The sequence below is a fragment of the Facklamia miroungae genome, assembly GCF_012396555.1.
In the GTDB taxonomy this organism is placed as follows: Bacteria; Bacillota; Bacilli; order Lactobacillales; family Aerococcaceae; genus Facklamia; species Facklamia miroungae.
In genome coordinates, this window is sequence record NZ_JAAXPS010000014.1 from 1 (window position 1) to 22,105 (window position 22,105).

Sequence of the window (22,105 nt, forward strand, 5' to 3'; positions counted from 1 at the left end):
GTCTTTGACCCTGTGAGAGTAGGACGTTGCCACGCGTGTCATATCAAAGTTATTCCGCCATAGCTCAGCTGGCAGAGCGCATGACTGTTAATCATGATGTCGTAGGTTCGAGCCCTACTGGCGGAGTTATGATAGATGGTTAGCATGGAGAGTTGTCCGAGCTGGCCGAAGGAGCACGGTTGGAAACCGTGTAAACGTATAATCTACGTTTCAAGGGTTCGAATCCCTTACTCTCCGTAATTATCATTTTTCTACTGGCCCGTTGGTCAAGCGGTTAAGACACCGCCCTTTCACGGCGGTAACACGGGTTCGAGTCCCGTACGGGTCATAAAAACTTCATTGGGGAATTAGCTCAGCTGGGAGAGCGTCTGCCTTACAAGCAGGATGTCGGCGGTTCGAGCCCGTCATTCCCCATAATTTAATACTGGTCCGGTGGTGTAGGGGTTAACATGCTTGCCTGTCACGCAGGAGATCGCGGGTTCAAATCCCGTCCGGACCGTTTCTAGGCTTGATAGCTCAGTTGGTAGAGCACTTGATTGAAGCTCAAGGTGTCGGCGGTTCGATTCCGTCTCAAGCCATTGCTGGAGGGGTAGCGAAGTGGCTAAACGCGGCGGACTGTAAATCCGCTCCTTCGGGTTCGGCAGTTCGAATCTGCCCCCCTCCATTTTTAATAGGGATTGCTAACCATTTTCCTTTTTAGGGACTTAGTTTAACGGTAGAACAACGGTCTCCAAAACCGTCAGTGTGGGTTCGATTCCTACAGTCCCTGTTAAAGTTATAATGGCGATTGTGGCGAAGTGGTTAACGCATCGGTTTGTGGATCCGACATTCGTGGGTTCGATTCCCATCAGTCGCCTATTATTTATTATTATTGGGGTATAGCCAAGCGGTAAGGCATCGGACTTTGACTCCGTGATTCGTTGGTTCGAATCCAGCTACCCCAGTTTCACGGCGGTATAGCCAAGTGGTAAGGCACGGGTCTGCAAAACCTTGATCGCCGGTTCAAATCCGACTACCGCCTTATAACTTTCATGGCGGTGTGGCGGAATTGGCAGACGCGCTGGACTCAAAATCCAGTGCCGGTTACACGGCGTGTCGGTTCGACCCCGACCACCGCTATTCTTTAAAAACTTCTTTCTTTCGGAAAGAGGTTTTTTTTATTTTTTTGTTAATTATTACTCGAATCTATATTAGACTTATTTAATTTATTGTACCAAAGCTATTTTACTTATTCACAGTTGACTATTTTACATAAATATTACTTAAAGTTTACAGTAAATTTACTGTAGTTTGCTATTATTGTCTTGAGTAGAAAAATAGTTCATAAGGGGGGTTTTATGAGGATATTAATTTCTAATGATGATGGTGTTTATGCTCCTGGCGTTTTAATGCTTATCTCTCTTCTTGAAGAAATAGCAGATTTGACTGTAGTATGTCCGGAAAGCCAGCGTAGCGGTTATAGTCATGGAATATCAGTGGCAAATCCTGTTGGATTAACACCTGTTTTTCTAAAAAAAGGAATTTCATCTTATTCAGTAGATGGGACACCAGTCGATTGCATAAAATTAGCTCTTGAAACTTTATATTCTGAAAAACCAGATTGGGTAATTTCAGGTATTAATGCAGGAGCAAATGTTGGACAAGATATTTTCTATTCAGGGACAGTTGCAGCAGCTCGAGAGGCCACTTTATATGGTATACCGGCAATTGCAATGTCTCTTGCAAGAGATGGTCAGAACAAATTGGACTACACTAATGTCAATTTAGTATTAAAAGATCTACTGCCAAAACTTTTATCTTTGAAAGTAAATGATTTTTATTTTTTAAATTTAAACATTCCTACATTAGGTATTCTTAAACCTGATCCGATAAGGGTAGTTAATCCAGAAATTATTAATAAAAAGTTTGATTTTTTTCGTTTAAAAAATCCAAAAGGCCAGGAAGTCTATTGGTTAAGTAATCGTTATCATCGAATGGATACTTATCAAGGAGAATCGGATTATCAACTTCTCAAAGAAGGATATATAACACTTTCACCAATCTCTGTTCAGCCTCAAGTCAATCAATCACTTCTGAATGAAATTCAAAATAGATTAAACAATTAAAGGAGAAAAGCTTATGAAAAACTTTCTGAAAATTTCAACCGTTTCAATTTTATTATTATCTTCCTTAACTAATCAACCTATTTTAGCTGAAGAAAGTCAGATTTTGAAAGGTGAAATTGAATTTTATACTTCTCAACCTGACGCTGATGCTGCGAAACTAGTTGAATCTTATAATTCTTTATATCCTGAAGTTAAGGTGAATATTTTTAGATCTGGAACGGAAGAAGTAATGAGTAAAATAAAAGCAGAAAAAGAATCAGGAAAAATTGTAGCAGATATATTATTGCTGGCAGATGCAGTAACTTTTGAATCTTTAAAAGAAGATGGGATCCTTTTAGAATATAAATCGAAAGAAGCAGAAAATATTCAAGAATCTTATGTGGATCCTGACGGAATGTATACTGGAACAAAAATTATGACTACGGGTATTATCTTAACACGGATATGGTTGAAGAAGCACCAAAGTCATGGAAGGATTTTAACTCGACAGATGTCAAAGAACAATTGGTTATGCCTAATCCATTGTATTCTGGTGCAGCAGCATACAATTTAGGGATTTTCACACGTCATGATGATTTCGGATGGGACTTTTATACAGGAATTAAAGCTATTTCTCCAGAAGTTGTAAAAGGGAATGGAGCTGTTATGGAAGCCGTGTCATCTGGTCAAAAAGCTTATGGAATGATAGTTGATTATTTAGCAATTCGTGCTAAGAATGAAGGAAATCCCGTTGACTTTGTTTACCCTGAAGAAGGAGTTCCAGTTATTACAGAACCGATTGCTATAACCAAAGATACTGAAGAAATTGAAATTGCTCAATCATTTGTTGACTTTGTTTTATCAGAAGATGGTCAAAAATTGCAATCTGAATTGGGCTATTCTCCAATTCGCGAAGGTTTACAAGCTCCAGAAGGATTGAAGTCAGCTGACGATTTAGAAAATGTTTTAACTGCGGATATGAAAGAATTATTAAAAGGAAGAGAAGATGACAAAACTAAGTTTGATGAAATCTTCTCAGCTCAATAAGAATGTCTGGTGCTTAATTTGAAAAAAAATATACATGAAATTAAGTTAGACAAGGAAACAGGAAGGTGTTCTGTTTCCTTGTCTCTTTTACAAAGAGTCTCAAGCAAGCTTATATTCCCACTGTTTATTTTAATTATATTTGTATTTCCAATCATAAAATTAATTTATATGAGCTTTAAAGGGGAAACAGGTTTTACATTCGATCATTATTCAGAAATCCTAATTGATGAGCGCACGTGGAGAGTTTTTCGAAACACGCTTATAATGGTTTTTGGTTCAACTACTCTTGCATCTTTTTTGGGGGTTCTTTTTGCTTGGTTGATGGCTTATTCAGATATCCGATGGAAAAGGTTTATTCAATTATGGATTTTTTTGCCTTTTATTATACCATCCTATGTTTCTTCATTAGCATGGGTTCAGTTTTTTGGTAGGAAAGGTCAATTGGAAAATCTAATCAAACCTTTTATTGAAAATTTTCAAGCATTGAATCTCTATTCGATGACAGGCATTATTTTAGTTATGGGTTTTACTACATATCCGTTAGTTTATCTTTTAACTGTTAATGCATTTCGTCAAATCCCTAGAGAAATTGAGTTGGCAGCAAGAATTTCTGGAGCGAATCGCTGGGAAACTTTTGTGAAAGTTACTTTGCCTATGGCATCTCCTGGTTTAGCTGGTGGTATCTTTATAGCTTTTTTAAGCAGTTTAGATAACTTTGGAATTCCTGCCTTCTTAGGGTCAACAGCTAATATTACTGTTCTAACTACTTATATTTATCAACAAGTTATTGGTTTTGGACCAACTGCTTTCAATCGAGCAGCTGTTTTATCTGTTTTACTTGGTGGAATCGCCCTTATTGGAGTGGGAATTCAGTGGATTGTACTTTCTAAGAGTCAACGTTTAGAAAGCCAGTCAAATGACATGAAACCACGTGTTGTCCTCGGAAGAAAAAGGTTTATGGTTGAATTAGCGATTGGTTTATTCTTCATAGGGACTAGCGTCCTTCCTTTGGGAGCATTAATTGTCTCTCCGTTATATCAAGCAATCGGTAAGCCCTTAAGTATGGAAAATATTACTTTAAAGAATTATGCTTATATTTTTCAAAGCACAATGACTAAAGAAGCACTTTTTGTATCACTTAAATTAGCCTTTGTTACAGCAGCAATTGCTTTAATAGTAGGTACTTTGTTTTCTTATTATCGTGTTCGAAAATTTACGAAGATCACTCAGTTTATGGAATCCGCAATTACTCTTCCTTATGCTTTACCTGGAACGGTTTTTGCTTTAGCAATGATTTTATCATGGATGCAGCCATTTCCCGGCTGGAATCCTGGGATTTATGGTTCAATAGCTATCCTTTATATTGCCTATTTCACAAGATTTCTCAATTTGCAAGTTAGAAGTTCGATTGCCAGTTTTCAACAATTAGATATTTCTATTGAAGAAGCCTCTCAGATGAGTGGTTCTAATGGCTGGGTTAAATGGAAAAAAATTTTACTTCCTTTAATCATTCCAACAGTATTAGGAGGAACTACTTTAGTTTTTTTGACAGCTTTGACTGAATTAACTGTATCTTCTTTATTATACTCCTCCCAATCACATACAATTGGAGTTTCTATTTTGAGTTTTCAACAATCAGGTTATTTAAGATACGCTACAGCATTTTCAAGTATAATTGTTATTCTCATTTTATTTGGATATTTACTTTGGATAGGTATTCAAAACATTACTAAGAAAAGAGGGAGTCAGTTATGACCACTAGAATCACCCGATTAAATAAAAAGTTTGGCGATTTCCAGGCGCTCTTTGATATCAATTTAGAAATTAAAAATGGAGAATTTGTAGCTATTCTTGGTCCTTCGGGATGTGGTAAAACCACTCTTCTTCGTATTTTGGCTGGATTTGAAATCCCCACAAGTGGTCAAGTTTATATTGATGGTAAATGTGTTTCAGATGTCAAGAGAGTTTTACCACCGGAAAATAGAAATGTAAGTATGGTCTTTCAAAGTTTTGCCTTGTGGCCACATGTGAATGTTAAAGACCATATTAAGTTTCCTCTTTTACACGATCAATTTGTAGATGAAACGATTCGTAAAGCACCAGAACAACGAGTAGAGGAAGTTTTAGATAGTATCGGATTAGCAGCTTTAGCCGAGCGTTTACCTGGGCATTTATCTGGTGGACAAAAGCAAAGGGTAGCTTTAGGTAGAGCTATTGCTCCAGAACCTAATCTTTTATTAATGGATGAGCCTCTGTCAAGTTTAGATGCCGAACTTAGAATGGAGATGCGACGTGAAATCCAAAAACTTCATCAAATAACTAAGGCTTCGATAGTTTATGTTACCCATGATCAAGGAGAAGCTTTGGCAATGGCAGATCGAATTATTGTAATGAAAGATGGTCGCATTGAACAAAGTGGAACTCCTCAAGAAATTTACTATCAACCTGAAACTGAATTTGTAGCAAATTTTGTAAGTAAAGCTAATATCTTAAATGGAAAATGGCATAATGAAGGGTTTCAATTGGCTGGAACAAATGTTATCTGGCCAGATAATGGAATAGCAAAAAAAATAAAAGAACAAGAAAAATATTATTTAAGACCAGAAGATATTTATTTGAGTTTACCAATTAAAAATACTCTTCAAGGTCTAGTGCAAACGTGTCAGTTTCAAGGGAGTGAATATCATTATTCACTTGAAATAAATAATGGACAAGTACTGATTGCTCATGTACCATTTACAGAAAAGTTTGAGATAAACCAACGTCTGTCTATTCTACCAAGAGAAGTGTATTAAAAGATGACATTAAATCTAAAAATTTTAGGATTTTGGGGAGGGTTCCCTGTTTCAGGAGGCGCAACATCGAGTTACTTGATCACTACAGATCAAGGGAGAATCTTATTAGACTGTGGAAGTGGTAGTATGTCGCAATTATCGAAGTTTCAGCCAATTTATGATTTGGATGCAGTTATTATATCTCATCTTCATAATGACCATCTAGCAGATATCTTGACATTAGAACATGCCTTAATTGTTGCAGGTAGAAAGGGTTTAAAATCAAATCCATTGCCTATTTATAGTCCAAATCTACCTTTAGCAGCATACAAACGTATAAACTCTTCTTATTTTGATCGACAAAGCATAAAATCTAACTGTATCTTATCTTTGAAAGGAATAAATGTATCTTTTTTACCAGTACATCATACAGTACCTTGCTTTGCTATAAAAGTAAGTCAAAATGATAAAACTATCGTCTATACAGGTGATACCCAGTATTTTTCAGGTTTAATTGATTTTGTTAAGGAAGCGGATTTATTATTATGCGAGGCTTCAATTGTGAAAGGTAGTAATCATACTTCTGGTAAAGGCCATATGTCAGGCTTTGAAGCTGGTAAATTAGCTCGATTAGCAAACGTGAATCAATTAGTTTTAACCCATCTTCCTACAGATGGAAATCTAAAAAAAATTGAAGCAGATGCGAAATCTGAATTTAATGGCAGAGTTTTTCTTGCAAGTCAAAAAAATGAGTGGGAAATATAGAAATAGAATAGTGCAAATATTAAATAAACACTTTAAATATCAAATACTCCCAATCTTTGCTACTGAGACTGGGAGTATTTGGATATAAATAGAATATAGTTAATAGTATTTCTTATTCCTCGGAACCTAGGATTTGATTAATTTCTTGACTGTATAGATCAGCTTTTGAACCAAAGACAGCTTGGACTCCGCCACTTACATCAAACACAGCAGTTGCTCCTAGGCTTTGGATGGATTCTTTATCTACTATATTAGGATTTTTAACAGAAACGCGTAAACGAGTCGCGCAAGCGGCCACCGTTTCTATGTTTTCTGCTGATCCTAACGCAGCAATAATTTTTTGGGAGTTAAGATATAAAGAACTATTTTCTGTATCTCCAGCAGAGAGTTCTGTCATATCTTCATTCACTTCCATTCCAGGAATAGCCACTTTGAATTTAGTGATACTAAACCGGAAAACAAAGTAATATATCAATGCCCAGAAAAGACCAAAAGGAATTACTAATAACCAATTTGTCTTATCATTTCCTTGAAGGACTCCGAACAGTAAGAAGTCAATAAGACCTCCAGAGAAGGAATTACCTATTCTAATATTCATAATATCTGCAAAATAGAAAGATAGTCCATCTAAGAAGGCGTGAATGATATATAGCCAAGGTGCTACGAATAAGAAGGAGAATTCAATAGGCTCAGTAATTCCAGTCAGAAAAGAAGTTAACCCCGATGAAAAATAGAGTCCACCATTTTTCTTACGATTAACTTTAGGTATAGAATGATACATAGCTAAGCAAGCAGCTGGTAGGCCAAACATCATTGTTGCAAATCGACCGGCGAAAAAACGTGTACCATAGGTAAAGAGACCTTGATGGTTTGGATCGGCAAGTTGCGCAAAGAAGATTTTTTGGGCACCTTCTACCATTTGACCAGCAACTTGTTCATTTCCTCCTAAAGATGTATACCAAAAAAGAGGATAGATAGTATGATGCAATCCAACAGCTCCTGTTAGACGAAGGAGAAATCCGTATAAGAATGTACCAAAACTACCCATTTTAGCAATTTCTTGTCCAGCTGTATTTAAAGCTTCTTGCATGGGTGGCCAAATAAAGTAGAAAAGAATTCCAATAAAAATAGCAGATATAGACGATACTATTGGAATAAACCGTGAACCACCAAAAAAACCAAGCGAAGCGGGAAGTTCAACTTTACGATAATGATTATGCAGGTACGCAACAGTCGAACCTATAACTATAGACCCGATCACACCTGTATCAATTGAGGCATCTGGCTCAGAAAATTTTGATAATAAACCAGCAATTGTTGCGCTATAAACTACATAAGCAACAGCGGCAGCTAAGCCAGCAGTTCCTTTGTCACCTTTTGCTAAACCAACAGAAACTCCAATTGCAAAAATAAGAGCTAAATTACTAAAAACTGCTCCCCCGGCAGAAGACATTATTGAGAAGATTGTTTGTAGCCAATCTTGGTTCAACATTGGGTATGTAGCAATAGCACTAGGATTCGATAAAGCTCCTCCGATTCCTAATAATAAACCAGCTACGGGCAGAATAGCAATTGGCAGCATAAATGCTTTTCCTAATTGTGAAAACTTTTTAAACATATAAATCCTCCTTAGTTTTAATTTATTTTAAAGCATCAACGAATCGCTTAGCGATTTCTAATGGTCTAGTAATTGCCGAACCAACTACCATAGAAATCACACCTAAGTCTTGAATGTAAGCAGCCTGATCAGGTGTGTTTATATGTCCTTCAGCTATTACAGGTATACCTTCATTAACTAATTTCTTTATTAAATCAAAGTTTGGTTTGTCTTCTTCAGATTTAGTATAAGAAGTGTAACCAGATAAAGTAGTGCCAATAAAATGAACTCCTGCTTGATAAGCATTAAGCCCCTCTTCAAAATTAGAAATATCAGCCATCAATAATTGATCGGGATACTTTGTTTTCACTTTACGAATGAAATCATTAATATTTAATCCATCATGGCGAGGTCGAAAAGTACAATCTAAGGCTATAACATCTACTCCAATCGATGCTAACTCATCAACTTCACGCATAGTAGCAGTAATAAAAGGTTCTTGTGGAGGGTAATCACGTTTGATAATACCAATAATAGGTAAAGAACAAACTTCTTTAATTTCTTCAATATCTCTAATTGTATTAGCGCGAATACCGACAGCACCAGCTTGCAAAGCGGCTTTAGCCATTAATGGCATTACGCCACCTTGCTTACTATATAAGGGTTCATCGGGTAATGCCTGACAAGAAACTATTAACCCTCCTTTTACTTGATTAATAAAACTTTCTCTATCCAATCTCCAATTCACTCCATTTTTACATATTTTTGGATGTTTTATCCAAATAAAATATATCATAGGTTACTGACAATGTAAACGCATTCTTTCCTCTAGTAATCAGCAGCATAGATCGTTATAATAAAAATATAAATTTATATTTTTAAAGATAAAGGGGTAATTTATTATATATAGAGAATTAATTCAGAAACATTATGCCAATCTTACTAAGTCTGAGAAAAAAGTTGCGGAATTTTGTTTGCAAAATACGCATACAGTTGTTCACGGTACAATGACAGATATTAAATCGTCAACCGAAGTTGGTGATGCGACAATCATACGGTTTTGTCAAAAGTTAGGCTTAACGGGATTCACAGATTTAAAAATTTTGGCTGCTAAAGATGATTTTTCTCGACAATACATTTTCGAAGACGAATCAGATTATTTTAGTCTTCTTCTTAATCGTCACATAATGTGTCTAAAAAAAACACTTTTAACATTAGACAAGACGAAGATTGATGATGCTATTAAGATGATCAAAATGGCAGGGCACATATATCTTTATGGAGTTGGATCTTCTGGAACAACTGCTAGAGATTTCGAAGGTATTTTATTAAGAGTAGGAGTTAAGGCAAATGCTGTTATTGATCCACATGTTCAGGCTCATATTGCTTCTATTCTTGGATCAGATGATTTAATAATTGCCTTTTCTTTGTCGGGTAAAACACGAGACATATACGATGCCATTAGTATTGCGAAGAAGTCGGAAGTTCAGATCATAGTTATTACTAACTTTACTCATACACCGATAGCACAATTGGCTGATATTGTGCTTCAAACTGCTATTGAGGAATTTATTGATGGAGGATCTGTCGCTGGGAAGCTATCACAACTGTATATTTGCGATGTTCTAGTTCATGCTTATGAATCTCAGAATAATGTGTCATCATTTGAAATTCGAGAAAAGGTTTTACGATCTATTTTAAATAAAAGAATTGACTAGTTAGTAAGTAAAAAATGGTTGTAACTATCGAATTGGAATTATTCAAGATAATTAATATTATTAAATATGTTAATTGATTAACACTTAAAAAGTATAGAACAAAAGCTAGTTTTCTGTTTGTATTGTCCGATTTTCCATAGTAAAATGAAATTATCAAACGGAAAGGAGTGGTACAGGATGAATTTAGAATTTTTATATCTTTTAGGTATTTTTTCTTTTGCCTACCTTAAATTAGATTCTAGATTGAAGAGTGGTTCAAGTTCTTTTGCCAGCGGAATTTTTAAAGCTGTACCACCCATAGGCTAACTTTTTAGTTGCTTTCTTCGTGGTGGAGGATCTAAGGTAGTGCTTAGATCCTTTTTGCATATTTCACCACTTTATTAATTGTCAATAAATCTTCTAAATTCGTCTTTAATTTTTTGAAAAACTGGTACGCTTATGCATCGAACATTTTTCAATAGACATTGAGATAGGAGATTAACAGATGACAATAATAGACTATGGAATAACTAACTATATTCGTGAACAAAATTTGATAAATGATTTGAATGTTTTTCGAGTTACAGGTCTTAATTATTCTACTTTTACCTTACATAACCGATATAACGAATCCATTAAAGTTCCACTGGGTACTGAAGAAAGCGATATTACACTGGGGGATTTTGTTCAAGTAGAAGAGGTAAATCATCATTATTTTATATTAAGAAAATTTGAACGTGTTTCGGTCATTTCTAAAGCAGCGAGTACAGCAAAGAAAAGTTATGCTTACAATGAAAAAGAACAGGCCTTAGCGGCAAATGTTGATCAGCTTTTTATATTAATCGCAGCTGACCAAAGATTTTCATTATCAAAGTTTGAAAGATACTATTTGACATTTACTAGTCAGGTAGCAGAAAGCCATGTAGTCATTTCAAAATCAGACTTTATAAAAGAAACAGAAAGAATTCAGTCAATCATTTTAAACGTTTATCCAAACGTTGATATTCACGAAGTAACAGTTTTTGATAAAGAAAAAACCGAAAAATTCAAAAATATGTTTAAAGAAAATAAAACTTCAATCCTACTTGGCGCATCAGGTGTTGGAAAATCGACGTTGATTAATAGGATGATGCAGCAGTCCCTTTTGAACACTCAACCAGTTAGAAGAGATGGAAAAGGCAAGCACACCACTACTTCAAGCTCTTTATACTATCTAGAGCAAACAAATTCTTATATTATTGATACTCCTGGTTTTAAAACGATCGCTACTCATAAAGAAACTGATGATTCTGTTCTTTTTCAAGAAATTTATAATCTTTCTCAAGAATGTCGCTTTAATGACTGCTCACATACGCAGGAACCAGGTTGTGCTATTCAAAGCGCAATAAAATCGGGCAATTTATCTTCCGAACTTTATGATCGATATTTATTGATTAGAGATAAAGAAATCCGCTATAAGAATTTTTTAAGTAAAAAGGCTAGTCGAAAAAAGCAAAAAAAACCTATGAAAGTTATAACAAAATCAGGTGTGAGATACTAATTATTCTATTGTTTTTTTAAAGAAGAGATCGCTGAAACTAACGATAGGCTTCTTCATAGCTAGTCTATAATTCCTAGATAGGTTATAATAGATGAGTCGATATATTTGTCTTAGCTAGGTAAATTATTAAGGAGTTTTAAGACTTTAAGAGGGGTGAGTGTGTTGAAGAGTTCAGTCGAAAGTTATTTTGATAAAGAAGATATACTTGTTCCAAAAAAATATCTTCAAATCAATACAAGTGAAATACAAAATCAGGTAAGAGATAAGATGACTGATTTTAGAGCTCTTTATTTTCCCCATGAAAAAGAGATATCAGAAAATATGATTTTAAGCTTAGGCTTTCCTAGTATATCTTGTTTAGAAGATCTAGAAAAATATTTTTTTACCGATTTAAAAACGCGATTTTCTGAATTTTGTTTTTATGATCAATTATTACCATATTTACTAACCTTTTATGCAGAGACTAGTCAAACGATCATTAATCAAAATGAATTGACCTATTATCAGGCAAGTTACCAAAAACGGATTGAAAATTTAGCCGAATCGTATAATATGACCTTCTCGAATTACGTCTATCAACAACTTCATTTAGTTGGTGATCCTTATGAACGTATAAATGAAAGAGCGAACGAGGAATTTATATTTCGATTGATTGCAGAGCAACGCTATAGTAAAAAGTTATATACTGATTTGCAAGATGAGTACGAGTCATTCATTTATCATCGATCCTTATCTTTAAATGCAGATCCAATTGATTTAAAAGAGGATCTTAGCCTATCCACATTTGAGCAAGATTATTCGATGATATATTTTACACATGAATTAATGGATTTTTATCTACCTAAGTTTGAGTTCATAAGTCCAAATTGAGTTTTTAAATATATATTGGTATATTAGTCAGAGACCCTAGCTTAAGGAGCGAACAAGCTTGAATGATAGTTATCAAAAACGTTTAATTTCCTTCATCATTATTGCAACTCTATTTTCCACTCTTTTTTTTACATTTGTTTCATCGCCTCAACGATATCTGATTGGGAATTTATTTAAAAAACCCATTAATACTAGTGTTGAATATGACAATTTAGATATTGAATTGTATGAAAACCCAGTAATTCAAACGCACTCTAATCGAGACCAGAAAATTTCTCTTTCTTCAGAGCTAACCAGTCAATATATGCCAAGGTTTTATAATCGTCCTGAACTTGTAGCACCGACTTTAGCTTCTAAAATTAATCAGAAGCCTCTAATAGAAGATATTGGTGTAGCAGAGCTTGCATGGAAAAGAGACGGATTACAAGAGGTGTTATATCAGCGGAATAAGCCTTATACGGGATGGTTCCAAGAAGGGGGAAGAAGAGGGTATTTCTATCAAGATGGAATGAGGCAAGATTTAAGTGCTAATGAATTAATCCGTCGACAAGTTAGTGACCTTTTTACAAGCAATAAATATCCTTTTTATATCACACCGCATAACCGAAGAGAGCATTTCACATTAAAACCAATTAAATATAGTATTCTTATAAAATCACCTAGTTTAAGTATTTATTCAGATCCTCCTGGATTATTAAGTGCTCGTTATGTACAGAACACTCAAGATTTGATAGATAGCCCAATGGATGTTACTCAAGAATTAACAAACCAATATGGAACGTGGTTACACGTATATTTTGGATATGATGAACTGGGTTGGATAAAAAAAGATTCGAACTACTCTGACTATGTTTTGACATATTATAGCGAAAGGGAGCTTCTAGATGATGTAGAGGCTACTTTAGAAACTTATCTAGGCTATGTTAGTGCAACAGCGGGAGCATCTTTTGTCAATAGTGAACATCTTACACAGGTCTCAGTCAACAATCAAATTTTCTTTCCAGCTAGTACACAAAAAATTTATGTGCTTGGCAAAATCTATGAATTATATAAAACGGGCGAATTATCGCCTGATTCTATGGTTTTTCTATCGGATGAAAACCGTGTTCCTGGAGCTGGTATCATACAAGGAGATCCCAATGGAACTCAGTACACTGTGGACTATTTAGTGGATTTAATTGCTTTGTATTCTGATAATACAGCTGCAAACATGTTGATTGAGGTTGCGGGAGAAGGTGAGTGGATCACTCCTTTCGTTCATCACTTTGGCTTGAAAGATACGTTTGTTGATGGTAAATATTATCATGGTTCTACGAACCGAAGATTTCAAACATCTCCGGGAGACGCCGCTAGATACTTTGCTTTGATAGCACGAAACGAGCTTAACGGAGAGCCGTGGGATCGTCAATTAATCCAAAAATTAATGACCAATCCATGGAGGTTTCTCTCTGGTTATATTCCATCAAATATTGTGACATGGAATAAGACCGGCTTAGGTTCTACTGAGCAAAATGACGTAGCAGCGTTTGAAACGGATTATGGTACCTATACGCTAGCTGTTTATACAGAAAACCCTTATAATTATGATGCAATTCCTGATCAAATGGGAATATTGTCTAAAGCCGTTTTTGATGTATATATCAATCATCGTCTGCTACTCTGGGAACCTGTCACCGATATTAAAGCTTATTTTGAAGAAAAAGAAAGAGAAACACTAATAGAAAATGATTCTCTTCCTGTAGAGGAAGAGGTGGCCTATTAAAAAAATAAGACTGCGCTATTCATTGAATAGCGCAGTCTTATTTAATAGAAAATGATTGATTTTAATTATTTTCGTATGCTTCTAGTATGATTTTTGCAGTCTCACTAGTAAGGGAATAATAAATTTTTGTACCATCGCGGTCTGCTGAAACGATTCCTGCTTCACGTAGTTTACTAATATGTTGTGAGACAGTAGATTGAGTTAACTCTAAATCTTCTTGTATTTTACTAACATTCATTACACCATTATTTTTTAATAATAAAGCAATTGAAAAGCGAATTGGATGTGATAAGAGCTTTAGAACATTGACATAATCAGCCATTTTTTTTGATTTCATCCCATTTGTTTGCATCATTTCCCTCCTTCTACATTTTTATTTATGTCTAGTCAGATTGTATCATATATTTAGCAAATAGACTAAGAATTTTTTATGATTTTTCAAATAATTATAATTTAAAGTAATGATTTATTATTATTTTGAATTATAGGACTAAAAGCATGCTTATAATATTTTAGTCTGCAAAAAAATATCATTATTTTCTACCATATTAGATTTCCTTATCAAAAACACTTTAAATAAGTCTGAAGTGGTAGGTTTTTAGAATCATTTTAAATTGTTGCTATTAGTATGTAAAAAGTTATTTTAAAAACTTATTTTAAAGTAAGAATCACCAATTTAGATAATTCTAAAAATTAATTGAGAATAGACCATATAAGAAGTAAGGTTTTGTGTCACTTTATTTATCACAAAATTTTTTAAAAGTAAACCCTTCGTTTTTTGACTCAGTTACTTGTAACCAGCTTGTAATCTAGATTGCGATCCCTGTTCGTTTTGCTTAATCATAAGTAACAATTACTCAATTAGGGTGCATTAATTAATCAATTCCGTTAATATACCCATTATATTAGTTATATTAATAAATCGCCGTCAAGGGGATAATAGTAAGGAGTAAATATGAAAAAGTCAATAACTAGTTTAGTAATTTCGTCATTTTTATTGCAAGTTTCACCTGTTCAAACGATTACTTTGGCACAAGAAAATAATGTTCAAGATAATCTTGTTGTTTCTTGGAAACAGAGAACAGCTGATGAGATTCGTAGAGCCATTCGTTTAATGACTCTCAATCAAGATAAAATATATATTATTCAATGGGGTGACACTTTAAGAAGCATTTCAGAAGCAACCGGAATATCGGTTAATGATTTAGCACAAATTAACCAAATTTCAGATCCAGATTTGATAATAGCCGGCGCGGAGCTTCGCTTTAACAATGATTTAAATACTATTTCATATAGTCAAGGAGAGGACGAAGTAACAGTCCTAGCGTATGAAACTGAAAAAGAATCTCTTAACTCTCAATTTCAAACAGAGCAAAGTCTCTTTACTTTAGAAGAAGCTGAAGATTTTAAACCAGAAAATGATCATGAAGTTTCAACTAGTGGAACTGAAGTAATTCCTGTTGTTGAAAAGGTGGAGACAACAGTTGAGACAGGGATTGAAGAGGTTATAAATGCATCGTCAACGACATCGCTTGAAAGCTTTGAAAGCCAATCTACTACACAAGCTTTTGAAGAAATTAACTCAACTGATGAATTAACAACCCGTATAAATGTTCTTAATGAATCGAGCGAGACAGAAGCTTCAACCATTACAACGACTAGTCTTGAAACGACAAGCTATGTTGAACCGACTTATGAAGAAACTACAGTTGAAACAATTCAAGAGTCGATTGAGACAACGAATAACAACTATGCAAGTAATGATCCCGGAGCAGCGTTTGAACAAATTGTTGCTGAAAAAGGAATTTCTGACCTTGAAAAAGGATATTGGGAAGCAATCATTAATCGTGAATCTGGCTGGAATATTTATGCCCAGAACTCATCTTCTGGAGCTTATGGTCTGCCACAAGCTTTACCAGGCAGTAAAATGGCATCACATGGTGCAGATTGGCAAAGCAATCCATATACTCAACTAGCTTGGATGTATGATTACATGGTGAGTCGTTACGGGTCAATCTCTGGAGCTTGGTCACATTCACAATCACGCGGTTGGTATTAATTTTAAAAAGCCGAGATCTTATGGTCTCGGCTTTTTTGCTTGCTGATTATTTTATTGACAGATATGATGAAATTAAATGTTATTTGAATATACAACTAGAAGCTAAGGTATCTTATATGATACGATTAAACCTTCGCATGAGAAGGTATCTATTCATAAAGGAGGAAGGTTAGATGAGTCAAACAGAGATACAATTTCTAGGTGGACTTGATACCATAGGAGGCAATATTATTAGTCTTCAAAAAGATAATCACCAAATCTTAATGGATTTTGGTGCTTTGGTGGGGGCAGATATTAATCAGTTGTTGGATCGATCATTGACAGAAAATTATTTGGGGACTGGATTACTGCCTAAGGCGGAAGGTGTGTATCCAAGTTCTCAGTTAGGCGAAACTTCTTTATCTTCATTTGAGCAGAGTCCGTTAAAAACAGTTATCTGTTTATCACATTTACATTTAGACCACCTAGGCTCTTTAGGACAAATAAGCAAACAAATTCCTGTTTATACTTCAAAAGATTCATTAACTTTTTATAAAAATTTAATTGAACAATCATTTCTACCAAAGTATGACGTTGATTGGCACGGAGTTCCTTTTCAAGAATCTATTCAGCATGGTCCATTTACCATCATATTTAAAGAAAGTGACCACGATACGGAAGGTGCCAGTGCTATCTTTATTGAGTCAGGAGATATAAAAATAGTTTATTCTGGTGATTTAAGACTTAGTGGTTTTCACTCTGAAAAAGTCCTTAAGTGGGTGGGTGAAGCACATGATTTCCAACCTGATTTACTTTTGTTGGAAGGAACTTCCTTTTCACATTTTGGCGAGGAAGCTTTGAATCAATTACCGATTGAAGAAAAAACAATTGATTTGGAATGTACGACTGAACGCCAGTTATTAAATAAAGTTGAGCATTTAATGATGAAAAATCAAGAAAACTTAATAGTTATCAATTTATATCCGCAAAACATACAACGCCTTCTTGAGTTGAATGAGCTAGCAATAAAAAATAAGAGAAAGTTTGTTTTAGATAAGAAATATTATCAATTAGTAGAAATGCACTTATCAAAAAAATTGAGCAATATTTTCTATTTAAATAAAGAGGAAGAAAGTCGTTTTTCTGTGAGTGTAGAGGAAATAAAGAGAAAACCGAATGATTATTTGCTCTTAATTGATTATGAACGCCATCAGATCCTTTACCATTTGCCGGCAGGTATTTATTTGCATTCTAATGGGGTACCATTAGGTCCGTTTATGGCTGGTTATGAAAGCTTTTTAACAAGTATGATTGAATATGGTTGGCATTTCTATCAAGCAGGAGTTTCGGGCCATGCCTGCCAATCTGATTTATTGATGCTTGCGTATGCTATTCAGCCGCAGGCTGTTACCCCATGGCATACCTTTAAACCACATGCTTTTGGAAATGAATTAGAAAAAATAGGATTAAATGTTTTTTATCCGCAGTATGATAAAAAGTATAATATTGAAGAAATATTGGAGGAGAAAAATGGTTAAAATTCGCTTATTAATTACCAGTGATTCACATGGGCAATGGCAACAGCATCCGGATATTCCTGATTATTCGCTGAAAAATACCGCACAGTTAATCAAAAAGTTAAAAAAGGATGCAATTAAAACGCTCCAATTTGATTTAGGAGATTTTATCCAGGGTTCTGCGATGACTAGTTATACAAGTCAGGTCTCAAAAAGTGCTACTCCTTTTGCTCGTATGATGAATGAACTGGATTATGACTATCAAATTATCGGTAATCATGAATTCAATTATGGTATGAATTATCAAAATTCTGCGCTCGATATTTTAAATGCAAAAATTTTATGTAGCAATATCGTTGAAAAAAAGACCAATAAACCTTACAAAGGCCGGGCTTACGATGTGATTGAAATAGATGGGTATAAGATCGGGATTATTGGTGCAACAACTCATTATATTCCACATTGGGAATTGCCAGAAAACTATGAAGGATTAATTTTTTTAGATGCTTTTGACACAGTTAAAAAATATGCTCAGTTTTTGAGGCCTCAAGTGGATCTGTTAGTTGTAGCTTATCACGGAGGTTTTGAAGCAGATCTTGATTCAGGAGAGGCTTTAGAAGCACTGACTGGAGAAAACCAAGGGTATAAAATGATCAACGAAATTCCCGAAATAGATCTTTTACTAACAGGTCATCAGCATCGTCAAATATGCCAGTCATTTAATCATTCTTTTGTCATCCAGCCTGGTTATGGTGGCGAAAAAGTGGGGGAAGTGATAGTTTCTTTGGCTGATGGTCAGTCGCCAATAATAGAGGGTCGATTACTCTCTTTTACTTCGTGTCAACCCATTGAAGATATTAGTGCACTAGAGCCGGAGTATACTCAAAGCATCCACTGGCTAAGTGAAGTTTTAGGGAATGCTCCTATTAGGACGACAACACGGAGTCTTCATCAAGCAAGGATTGAGGGGCATCCCTTTGCTGAGTTTCTTACAAGACTTATGCTGTTGGAAACAGGTGCTGATTTTGCAGGTGTTTCTTTGCTTAATGAACACTTTGTGGAATTTCAGGGAAATGTTACACGTGGTGATCTATTAACTATTTATCCTTATTACAACCAAATTGCATTCAGTCAAGTGACGGGACAAGATTTATATGATATGATGGAACATAATTTTGCCTATTTTATATATGATTTTCAAGGTAATATCATTGTAAATCCATCCTATATCCACCCTAAGCCTAAACATTATAATTACGATTTATACACGGGTTTGAAAGCAGAAGTCGATTTGAATCAACCGATTGGTAAGCGAATTATCAAATTGACTGAGGAAAAAACGCAAAAAGAGATCGATAAGCAACATTTTTATCATTTAGCACTTACCCAATATCGTGCAGTTGGGGGAGGCGATTATAGCATGTTTACTAAAAAGAAGATTGTTAATATGATTGATAAAGACATGGTTCAATTAATTATAGAAGGTTTGAAAGAGATGACGGATTTACAATGGATGCTGGTGAATAATAATTATTCACATATTGAATGGACTCCGTTTACTAAAAATTAACAAAGCTTCACTTAAAATTTACTGTAGATTTACATTCTTTTGTTATACTTGAGAACGCAACTAATGAGGAGTGAAAAAATGCAAGTCCGATTTGAAGATGTTACCATGCAGTTTGACGATAAAGTTGTCCTCGATAAAATTAATTTTACCTTGCCTGACCAGCAATTAATATCCTTTTTAGGTCCGTCAGGTTGTGGGAAATCAACCACTTTATATTTAATATCAGGTCTGTTGAGTGCTACATCAGGAAAGATTTTCTTTGGGGAGAATGAAGTAACTAAACTTGATCCTGTAAAAAGAGGTGTTGGTTTAGTCTTTCAAAATTATGCCCTTTACCCTCACTTGACGGTTAAAGAAAATATTATGTTTCCACTTCGGATGGCAAAAATGAAAAAAAATAAGCGGATTGAAAGAGCGGAAGAAATGGCTGCACTCACACGCATTTCAGATCAACTCGATAAATATCCCCGCCAACTATCAGGAGGACAACAGCAAAGAGTGGCTATTTCAAGAGCTTTGGCCAAGCAGCCTTCAATTTTATTAATGGATGAGCCTCTATCTAATTTAGATGCTCGTTTAAGAATTGAAATGCGCGAAGAAATTAGACGAATTCAACAAGCTACGGGGGTTACAACTGTTTTTGTCACTCACGACCAAGAAGAAGCTTTATCAATTGCAGATAAAGTAATGGTCTTGCACAATGGAAGCATCCAACAAATGTCTGATTCGATATCCTTATATCAGGAACCAAATAATTTATTTGTAGCAAAATTTATAGGTTCGCCTGTTATAAATACAATTCAGCGTGATTTTGAAGAGCTTAATCCTTCACATGCATTGCTCAAGGAAGCTTGGGAAACCATAGGGATTCGGTCAGAGGATATTCTTTTAGGAGATAAAACTGACTATCTTATCCAAGCAACAGTAGAAAGAGTGGATCAAATCGGTAAAGATGTCACTGTTCATTTTAGAGCTGGAGATCAAAAGATTGTTGCTTCAGATATCGATTCTTCACTTACAGTAGGAAGTACTGCATACTTGCGTGCTGAAATGTCAAAGATACTTGCTTTTGATGCTCAAGGTGATCGGCTTTTAAATCTAGTAGGTGACAATAATGAATAGAAAAGCGAGCTTTCAATCAACCCTTCAAGCTTTTTTGTATTTGTTACCCATGTTTACAATCATAGCAATCTTTATTATTTATCCAATTATTAAATCAATTGATATGAGTTTTTACACGGAATATAATATTTTCACTGGTATAGTAGAGCAAAGAGGTTGGGATAATTACTTGACAATTTTTAAAGACCCTCAATTCTATAAAGCATTGAAAAATACGGCTCTTTATGTTCTTTGTGTGGTTCCGAGTTCTTTAGCAATATCTTTGTTAATAGCGGTTTTGCTTAATCAAATTCCGTGGCTCAAAGGCTTTTTTCGGACGGTTTATTTTTTACCGTTTGTTACTTCCACGGTTGCTATTTCCATTGTTTGGTCATGGCTATTCCATTCTCAATATGGCTTGATTAATTATTTCCTTTCTTGGTTCGGAGTTGATGGGATTAATTGGCTCAATTCATCTCAGATGGCTATGCCTGCAGTCATAATAATGGCTATTTGGAAAGGTCTTGGTTTCAATATTTTACTATTATTAGTTGGTTTAGGAAATATCGATGAATCATATTATAAAGCGGCCAAAGTGGACGGGGCTAACGCTTGGCAAAGGTTTTTCCGTATTACTTTACCTTTACTAAGGCCGACAATTTTTCTTTTAACGGTTGTGAGTGTGATTAACGGTTTCAAGGTTTTTGATGAAGTTTTCGCCTTGTTTAATGGACGACCAGGTCCTGCCGGCTCTGCAACTACACTAGTTTATTATCTTTACCGTAAATTCTATGAACAGTATGACTATGGAATGGCAGCAGCAACTGGGATGGTTCTTTTTGGGATTGTCCTCCTACTAACTTTGATTCAGTATTTTGGGAATCGATACTTTGAAAAGAGGGGTGGTTAAATGAAAAAGACTTGGCAGTTAATAATTATCTATCTAATCTTATCAATTGGTGGATTAATGATGATGCTACCTTTTTATTGGATGTTAGCCACCTCACTTAAAACAGCTGGCCAGGCGACTGCAATTCCGCCTATCTGGTTTCCAAATAGTCCAAAGTGGTCAAACTATCAGCAAGCTTTATCTGCAGCACCTTTTGGACGCTACTTTGTTAATAGTTTAATTGTTACCTTTACTACAACATCGGGAGAATTAATTACTAGTATTTTAGCAGCCTTTGCTTTTTCTAAGCTAAAATTTTGGGGTAAAGATATTTTCTTTGTAATTTTACTTGGAACGATGATGGTTCCTGGAGAACTGATGACCATACCCAACTTTGTTACTCTATCAGATTGGGGAATGATCAATACATTTGGTGCCTTGATTTTACCTTGGTTGGCATCCGTTTTTTCAGTTTTCACTCTTAAACAGTCCTTTCAAAGTGTACCGGATGAATTGTATTATGCTGCGAAAACAGATGGTGCCAGTGATTGGCGCTTTTTATGGGAGATGATGGTTCCCTTATCAAAATCTTCTATTATAGCAGTTATGATTTTGAAGGTCATTGGTTCTTGGAATGCTTTTATGTGGCCACTTATAGTGACTACTGATCGAAATATGCGAACACTTCCTGTTGGGTTACAAGCATTTACAACAGAAGCGGGAACTAAGTTTGAATTACTGATGGCAGCCTCTGCTATTGTGGTGATTCCGATGATCGTTTTTTACTTAGTTTTCCAAAAACATATTATTCGAGGAATTTCGAGATCTGGACTGAAAGGCTAGTTGTTGTCGCA

The 22,105-nt window shown here is 35.1% G+C and carries 20 protein-coding genes and 12 tRNA genes; 29 read left to right on the plus strand and 3 right to left on the minus strand.

Going from position 1 to position 22,105, the window contains the following annotated elements; translation table 11 throughout:
• Positions 1-53 precede the first annotated feature (53 nt).
• The 18 genes from HF969_RS09135 to HF969_RS09215 all read left to right on the plus strand — a co-directional run bounded on the left by HF969_RS09135 (position 54) and on the right by HF969_RS09215 (position 6,670).
• Positions 54-126: transfer RNA gene (locus HF969_RS09135), tRNA-Asn, on the plus strand.
• 20 nt (positions 127-146) lie between these two features.
• Positions 147-237: transfer RNA gene (locus HF969_RS09140), tRNA-Ser, on the plus strand.
• A 19-nt stretch (positions 238-256) separates the two neighbouring features.
• A tRNA-Glu gene (locus HF969_RS09145) sits at positions 257-328 on the plus strand.
• Positions 329-341: 13 nt separating this feature from the next.
• Positions 342-414 (plus strand) — tRNA-Val (locus HF969_RS09150).
• A gap of 12 nt (positions 415-426) precedes the next feature.
• Positions 427-499: transfer RNA gene (locus tag HF969_RS09155), tRNA-Asp, on the plus strand.
• 6 nt (positions 500-505) lie between these two features.
• Positions 506-578: transfer RNA gene (locus tag HF969_RS09160), tRNA-Phe, on the plus strand.
• 5 nt (positions 579-583) lie between these two features.
• Positions 584-664 (plus strand) — tRNA-Tyr (locus tag HF969_RS09165).
• Positions 665-698: 34 nt separating this feature from the next.
• Positions 699-769 (plus strand) — tRNA-Trp (locus HF969_RS09170).
• 14 nt (positions 770-783) lie between these two features.
• Positions 784-856 (plus strand) — tRNA-His (locus HF969_RS09175).
• A 16-nt stretch (positions 857-872) separates the two neighbouring features.
• Positions 873-944: transfer RNA gene (locus HF969_RS09180), tRNA-Gln, on the plus strand.
• Positions 945-950: 6 nt separating this feature from the next.
• Positions 951-1,021, plus strand: a tRNA-Cys gene (locus tag HF969_RS09185).
• A gap of 12 nt (positions 1,022-1,033) precedes the next feature.
• Positions 1,034-1,119: transfer RNA gene (locus tag HF969_RS09190), tRNA-Leu, on the plus strand.
• Between the two features lie 218 nt (positions 1,120-1,337).
• Positions 1,338-2,105: a 5'/3'-nucleotidase SurE gene (gene surE / locus HF969_RS09195; RefSeq protein WP_090290475.1), complete on the plus strand. Its 768-nt coding sequence runs from the start codon at positions 1,338-1,340 to the stop codon at positions 2,103-2,105.
• A 13-nt stretch (positions 2,106-2,118) separates the two neighbouring features.
• On the plus strand, positions 2,119-2,658 hold the full coding sequence (locus HF969_RS09990; RefSeq protein ID WP_245694865.1) for a type 2 periplasmic-binding domain-containing protein: 540 nt from the start codon (positions 2,119-2,121) through the stop codon (positions 2,656-2,658).
• Positions 2,550-3,131, plus strand: a complete 582-nt coding sequence (locus HF969_RS09995; protein ID WP_245694864.1) for an extracellular solute-binding protein — start codon at positions 2,550-2,552, stop codon at positions 3,129-3,131. The genes HF969_RS09990 and HF969_RS09995 overlap by 109 nt, the downstream gene beginning before the upstream one ends.
• A gap of 18 nt (positions 3,132-3,149) precedes the next feature.
• Positions 3,150-4,886 carry an ABC transporter permease gene (locus HF969_RS09205; RefSeq protein WP_210727927.1) on the plus strand — a complete coding sequence of 579 codons (1,737 nt, stop codon included), beginning with the start codon at positions 3,150-3,152 and terminating at the stop codon, positions 4,884-4,886.
• Complete coding sequence (locus HF969_RS09210; RefSeq protein WP_090290474.1) at positions 4,883-5,926, plus strand: ABC transporter ATP-binding protein; 1,044 nt, start codon at positions 4,883-4,885, stop codon at positions 5,924-5,926. Before HF969_RS09205 ends, HF969_RS09210 begins: the two co-directional genes overlap by 4 nt.
• Positions 5,927-5,929: 3 nt before the next feature.
• Positions 5,930-6,670: an MBL fold metallo-hydrolase gene (locus HF969_RS09215; protein ID WP_090290473.1), complete on the plus strand. Its 741-nt coding sequence runs from the start codon at positions 5,930-5,932 to the stop codon at positions 6,668-6,670.
• A gap of 112 nt (positions 6,671-6,782) precedes the next feature.
• Here the strand turns inward: HF969_RS09215 and HF969_RS09220 are convergent, their stop codons facing one another.
• Together HF969_RS09220 and HF969_RS09225 are read right to left on the minus strand one after the other, a co-directional pair.
• Complete coding sequence (locus HF969_RS09220) at positions 6,783-8,288, minus strand: PTS transporter subunit EIIC (protein ID WP_090290472.1); 1,506 nt, start codon at positions 8,286-8,288, stop codon at positions 6,783-6,785.
• Between the two features lie 22 nt (positions 8,289-8,310).
• Entirely contained in the window at positions 8,311-9,063 is a 753-nt protein-coding gene (locus HF969_RS09225) for an N-acetylmannosamine-6-phosphate 2-epimerase (protein WP_090290471.1), read from the minus strand.
• A 103-nt stretch (positions 9,064-9,166) separates the two neighbouring features.
• On the opposite strand from HF969_RS09225, the gene HF969_RS09230 reads away from it, so the two are divergent.
• From HF969_RS09230 to HF969_RS09245, 5 genes are all read left to right on the plus strand, one after another.
• Complete coding sequence (locus HF969_RS09230) at positions 9,167-9,985, plus strand: MurR/RpiR family transcriptional regulator (RefSeq protein WP_090290470.1); 819 nt, start codon at positions 9,167-9,169, stop codon at positions 9,983-9,985.
• A gap of 177 nt (positions 9,986-10,162) precedes the next feature.
• Positions 10,163-10,291 carry a hypothetical protein gene (locus HF969_RS10090; RefSeq protein ID WP_281241380.1) on the plus strand — a complete coding sequence of 43 codons (129 nt, stop codon included), beginning with the start codon at positions 10,163-10,165 and terminating at the stop codon, positions 10,289-10,291.
• A gap of 178 nt (positions 10,292-10,469) precedes the next feature.
• Positions 10,470-11,504, plus strand: a complete 1,035-nt coding sequence (rsgA, locus tag HF969_RS09235) for a ribosome small subunit-dependent GTPase A (protein ID WP_090290469.1) — start codon at positions 10,470-10,472, stop codon at positions 11,502-11,504.
• Between the two features lie 159 nt (positions 11,505-11,663).
• Positions 11,664-12,374, plus strand: a complete 711-nt coding sequence (locus HF969_RS09240) for a hypothetical protein (RefSeq protein ID WP_090290468.1) — start codon at positions 11,664-11,666, stop codon at positions 12,372-12,374.
• 58 nt (positions 12,375-12,432) lie between these two features.
• Positions 12,433-14,136: a serine hydrolase gene (locus HF969_RS09245; RefSeq protein ID WP_090290467.1), complete on the plus strand. Its 1,704-nt coding sequence runs from the start codon at positions 12,433-12,435 to the stop codon at positions 14,134-14,136.
• 61 nt (positions 14,137-14,197) lie between these two features.
• Here the strand turns inward: HF969_RS09245 and HF969_RS09250 are convergent, their stop codons facing one another.
• Positions 14,198-14,488 (minus strand): ArsR/SmtB family transcription factor, encoded by a 291-nt coding sequence (locus HF969_RS09250; RefSeq protein WP_090290466.1) that lies wholly within the window; start codon positions 14,486-14,488, stop codon positions 14,198-14,200.
• 603 nt (positions 14,489-15,091) lie between these two features.
• Here HF969_RS09250 and HF969_RS09255 point away from each other — a divergent pair.
• From HF969_RS09255 to HF969_RS09280, 6 genes are all read left to right on the plus strand, one after another.
• Positions 15,092-16,195 carry a LysM peptidoglycan-binding domain-containing protein gene (locus HF969_RS09255; RefSeq protein ID WP_090290465.1) on the plus strand — a complete coding sequence of 368 codons (1,104 nt, stop codon included), beginning with the start codon at positions 15,092-15,094 and terminating at the stop codon, positions 16,193-16,195.
• A 173-nt stretch (positions 16,196-16,368) separates the two neighbouring features.
• Positions 16,369-17,712, plus strand: a complete 1,344-nt coding sequence (locus tag HF969_RS09260; protein WP_090290464.1) for an MBL fold metallo-hydrolase — start codon at positions 16,369-16,371, stop codon at positions 17,710-17,712.
• Complete coding sequence (locus tag HF969_RS09265) at positions 17,705-19,261, plus strand: bifunctional metallophosphatase/5'-nucleotidase (protein WP_090290463.1); 1,557 nt, start codon at positions 17,705-17,707, stop codon at positions 19,259-19,261. Before HF969_RS09260 ends, HF969_RS09265 begins: the two co-directional genes overlap by 8 nt.
• A gap of 78 nt (positions 19,262-19,339) precedes the next feature.
• Positions 19,340-20,383 carry an ABC transporter ATP-binding protein gene (locus tag HF969_RS09270; RefSeq protein WP_090290462.1) on the plus strand — a complete coding sequence of 348 codons (1,044 nt, stop codon included), beginning with the start codon at positions 19,340-19,342 and terminating at the stop codon, positions 20,381-20,383.
• Positions 20,373-21,272 (plus strand): carbohydrate ABC transporter permease, encoded by a 900-nt coding sequence (locus HF969_RS09275; protein WP_168427209.1) that lies wholly within the window; start codon positions 20,373-20,375, stop codon positions 21,270-21,272. The genes HF969_RS09270 and HF969_RS09275 overlap by 11 nt, the downstream gene beginning before the upstream one ends.
• Positions 21,273-22,094, plus strand: coding sequence for a carbohydrate ABC transporter permease (locus tag HF969_RS09280; protein ID WP_090290460.1), 822 nt, complete (start codon positions 21,273-21,275; stop codon positions 22,092-22,094).
• The last annotated feature ends 11 nt before the right edge of the window (positions 22,095-22,105 follow it).

Coding starts and splice junctions, on each gene's coding strand:
- rsgA (WP_090290469.1), top strand. CDS start 10,470: ATGACAATAATAGACTATGGAATAACTAACTATATTCGTGAACAAAAT.
- HF969_RS09260 (WP_090290464.1), top strand. CDS start 16,369: ATGAGTCAAACAGAGATACAATTTCTAGGTGGACTTGATACCATAGGA.
- HF969_RS09220 (WP_090290472.1), bottom strand. CDS start 8,288: ATGTTTAAAAAGTTTTCACAATTAGGAAAAGCATTTATGCTGCCAATT.
- HF969_RS10090 (WP_281241380.1), top strand. CDS start 10,163: ATGAATTTAGAATTTTTATATCTTTTAGGTATTTTTTCTTTTGCCTAC.
- HF969_RS09270 (WP_090290462.1), top strand. CDS start 19,340: ATGCAAGTCCGATTTGAAGATGTTACCATGCAGTTTGACGATAAAGTT.
- HF969_RS09265 (WP_090290463.1), top strand. CDS start 17,705: ATGGTTAAAATTCGCTTATTAATTACCAGTGATTCACATGGGCAATGG.
- HF969_RS09225 (WP_090290471.1), bottom strand. CDS start 9,063: ATGATATATTTTATTTGGATAAAACATCCAAAAATATGTAAAAATGGA.
- HF969_RS09995 (WP_245694864.1), top strand. CDS start 2,550: ATGGTTGAAGAAGCACCAAAGTCATGGAAGGATTTTAACTCGACAGAT.
- HF969_RS09280 (WP_090290460.1), top strand. CDS start 21,273: ATGAAAAAGACTTGGCAGTTAATAATTATCTATCTAATCTTATCAATT.
- surE (WP_090290475.1), top strand. CDS start 1,338: ATGAGGATATTAATTTCTAATGATGATGGTGTTTATGCTCCTGGCGTT.
- HF969_RS09250 (WP_090290466.1), bottom strand. CDS start 14,488: ATGCAAACAAATGGGATGAAATCAAAAAAAATGGCTGATTATGTCAAT.
- HF969_RS09215 (WP_090290473.1), top strand. CDS start 5,930: ATGACATTAAATCTAAAAATTTTAGGATTTTGGGGAGGGTTCCCTGTT.
- HF969_RS09990 (WP_245694865.1), top strand. CDS start 2,119: ATGAAAAACTTTCTGAAAATTTCAACCGTTTCAATTTTATTATTATCT.
- HF969_RS09210 (WP_090290474.1), top strand. CDS start 4,883: ATGACCACTAGAATCACCCGATTAAATAAAAAGTTTGGCGATTTCCAG.
- HF969_RS09255 (WP_090290465.1), top strand. CDS start 15,092: ATGAAAAAGTCAATAACTAGTTTAGTAATTTCGTCATTTTTATTGCAA.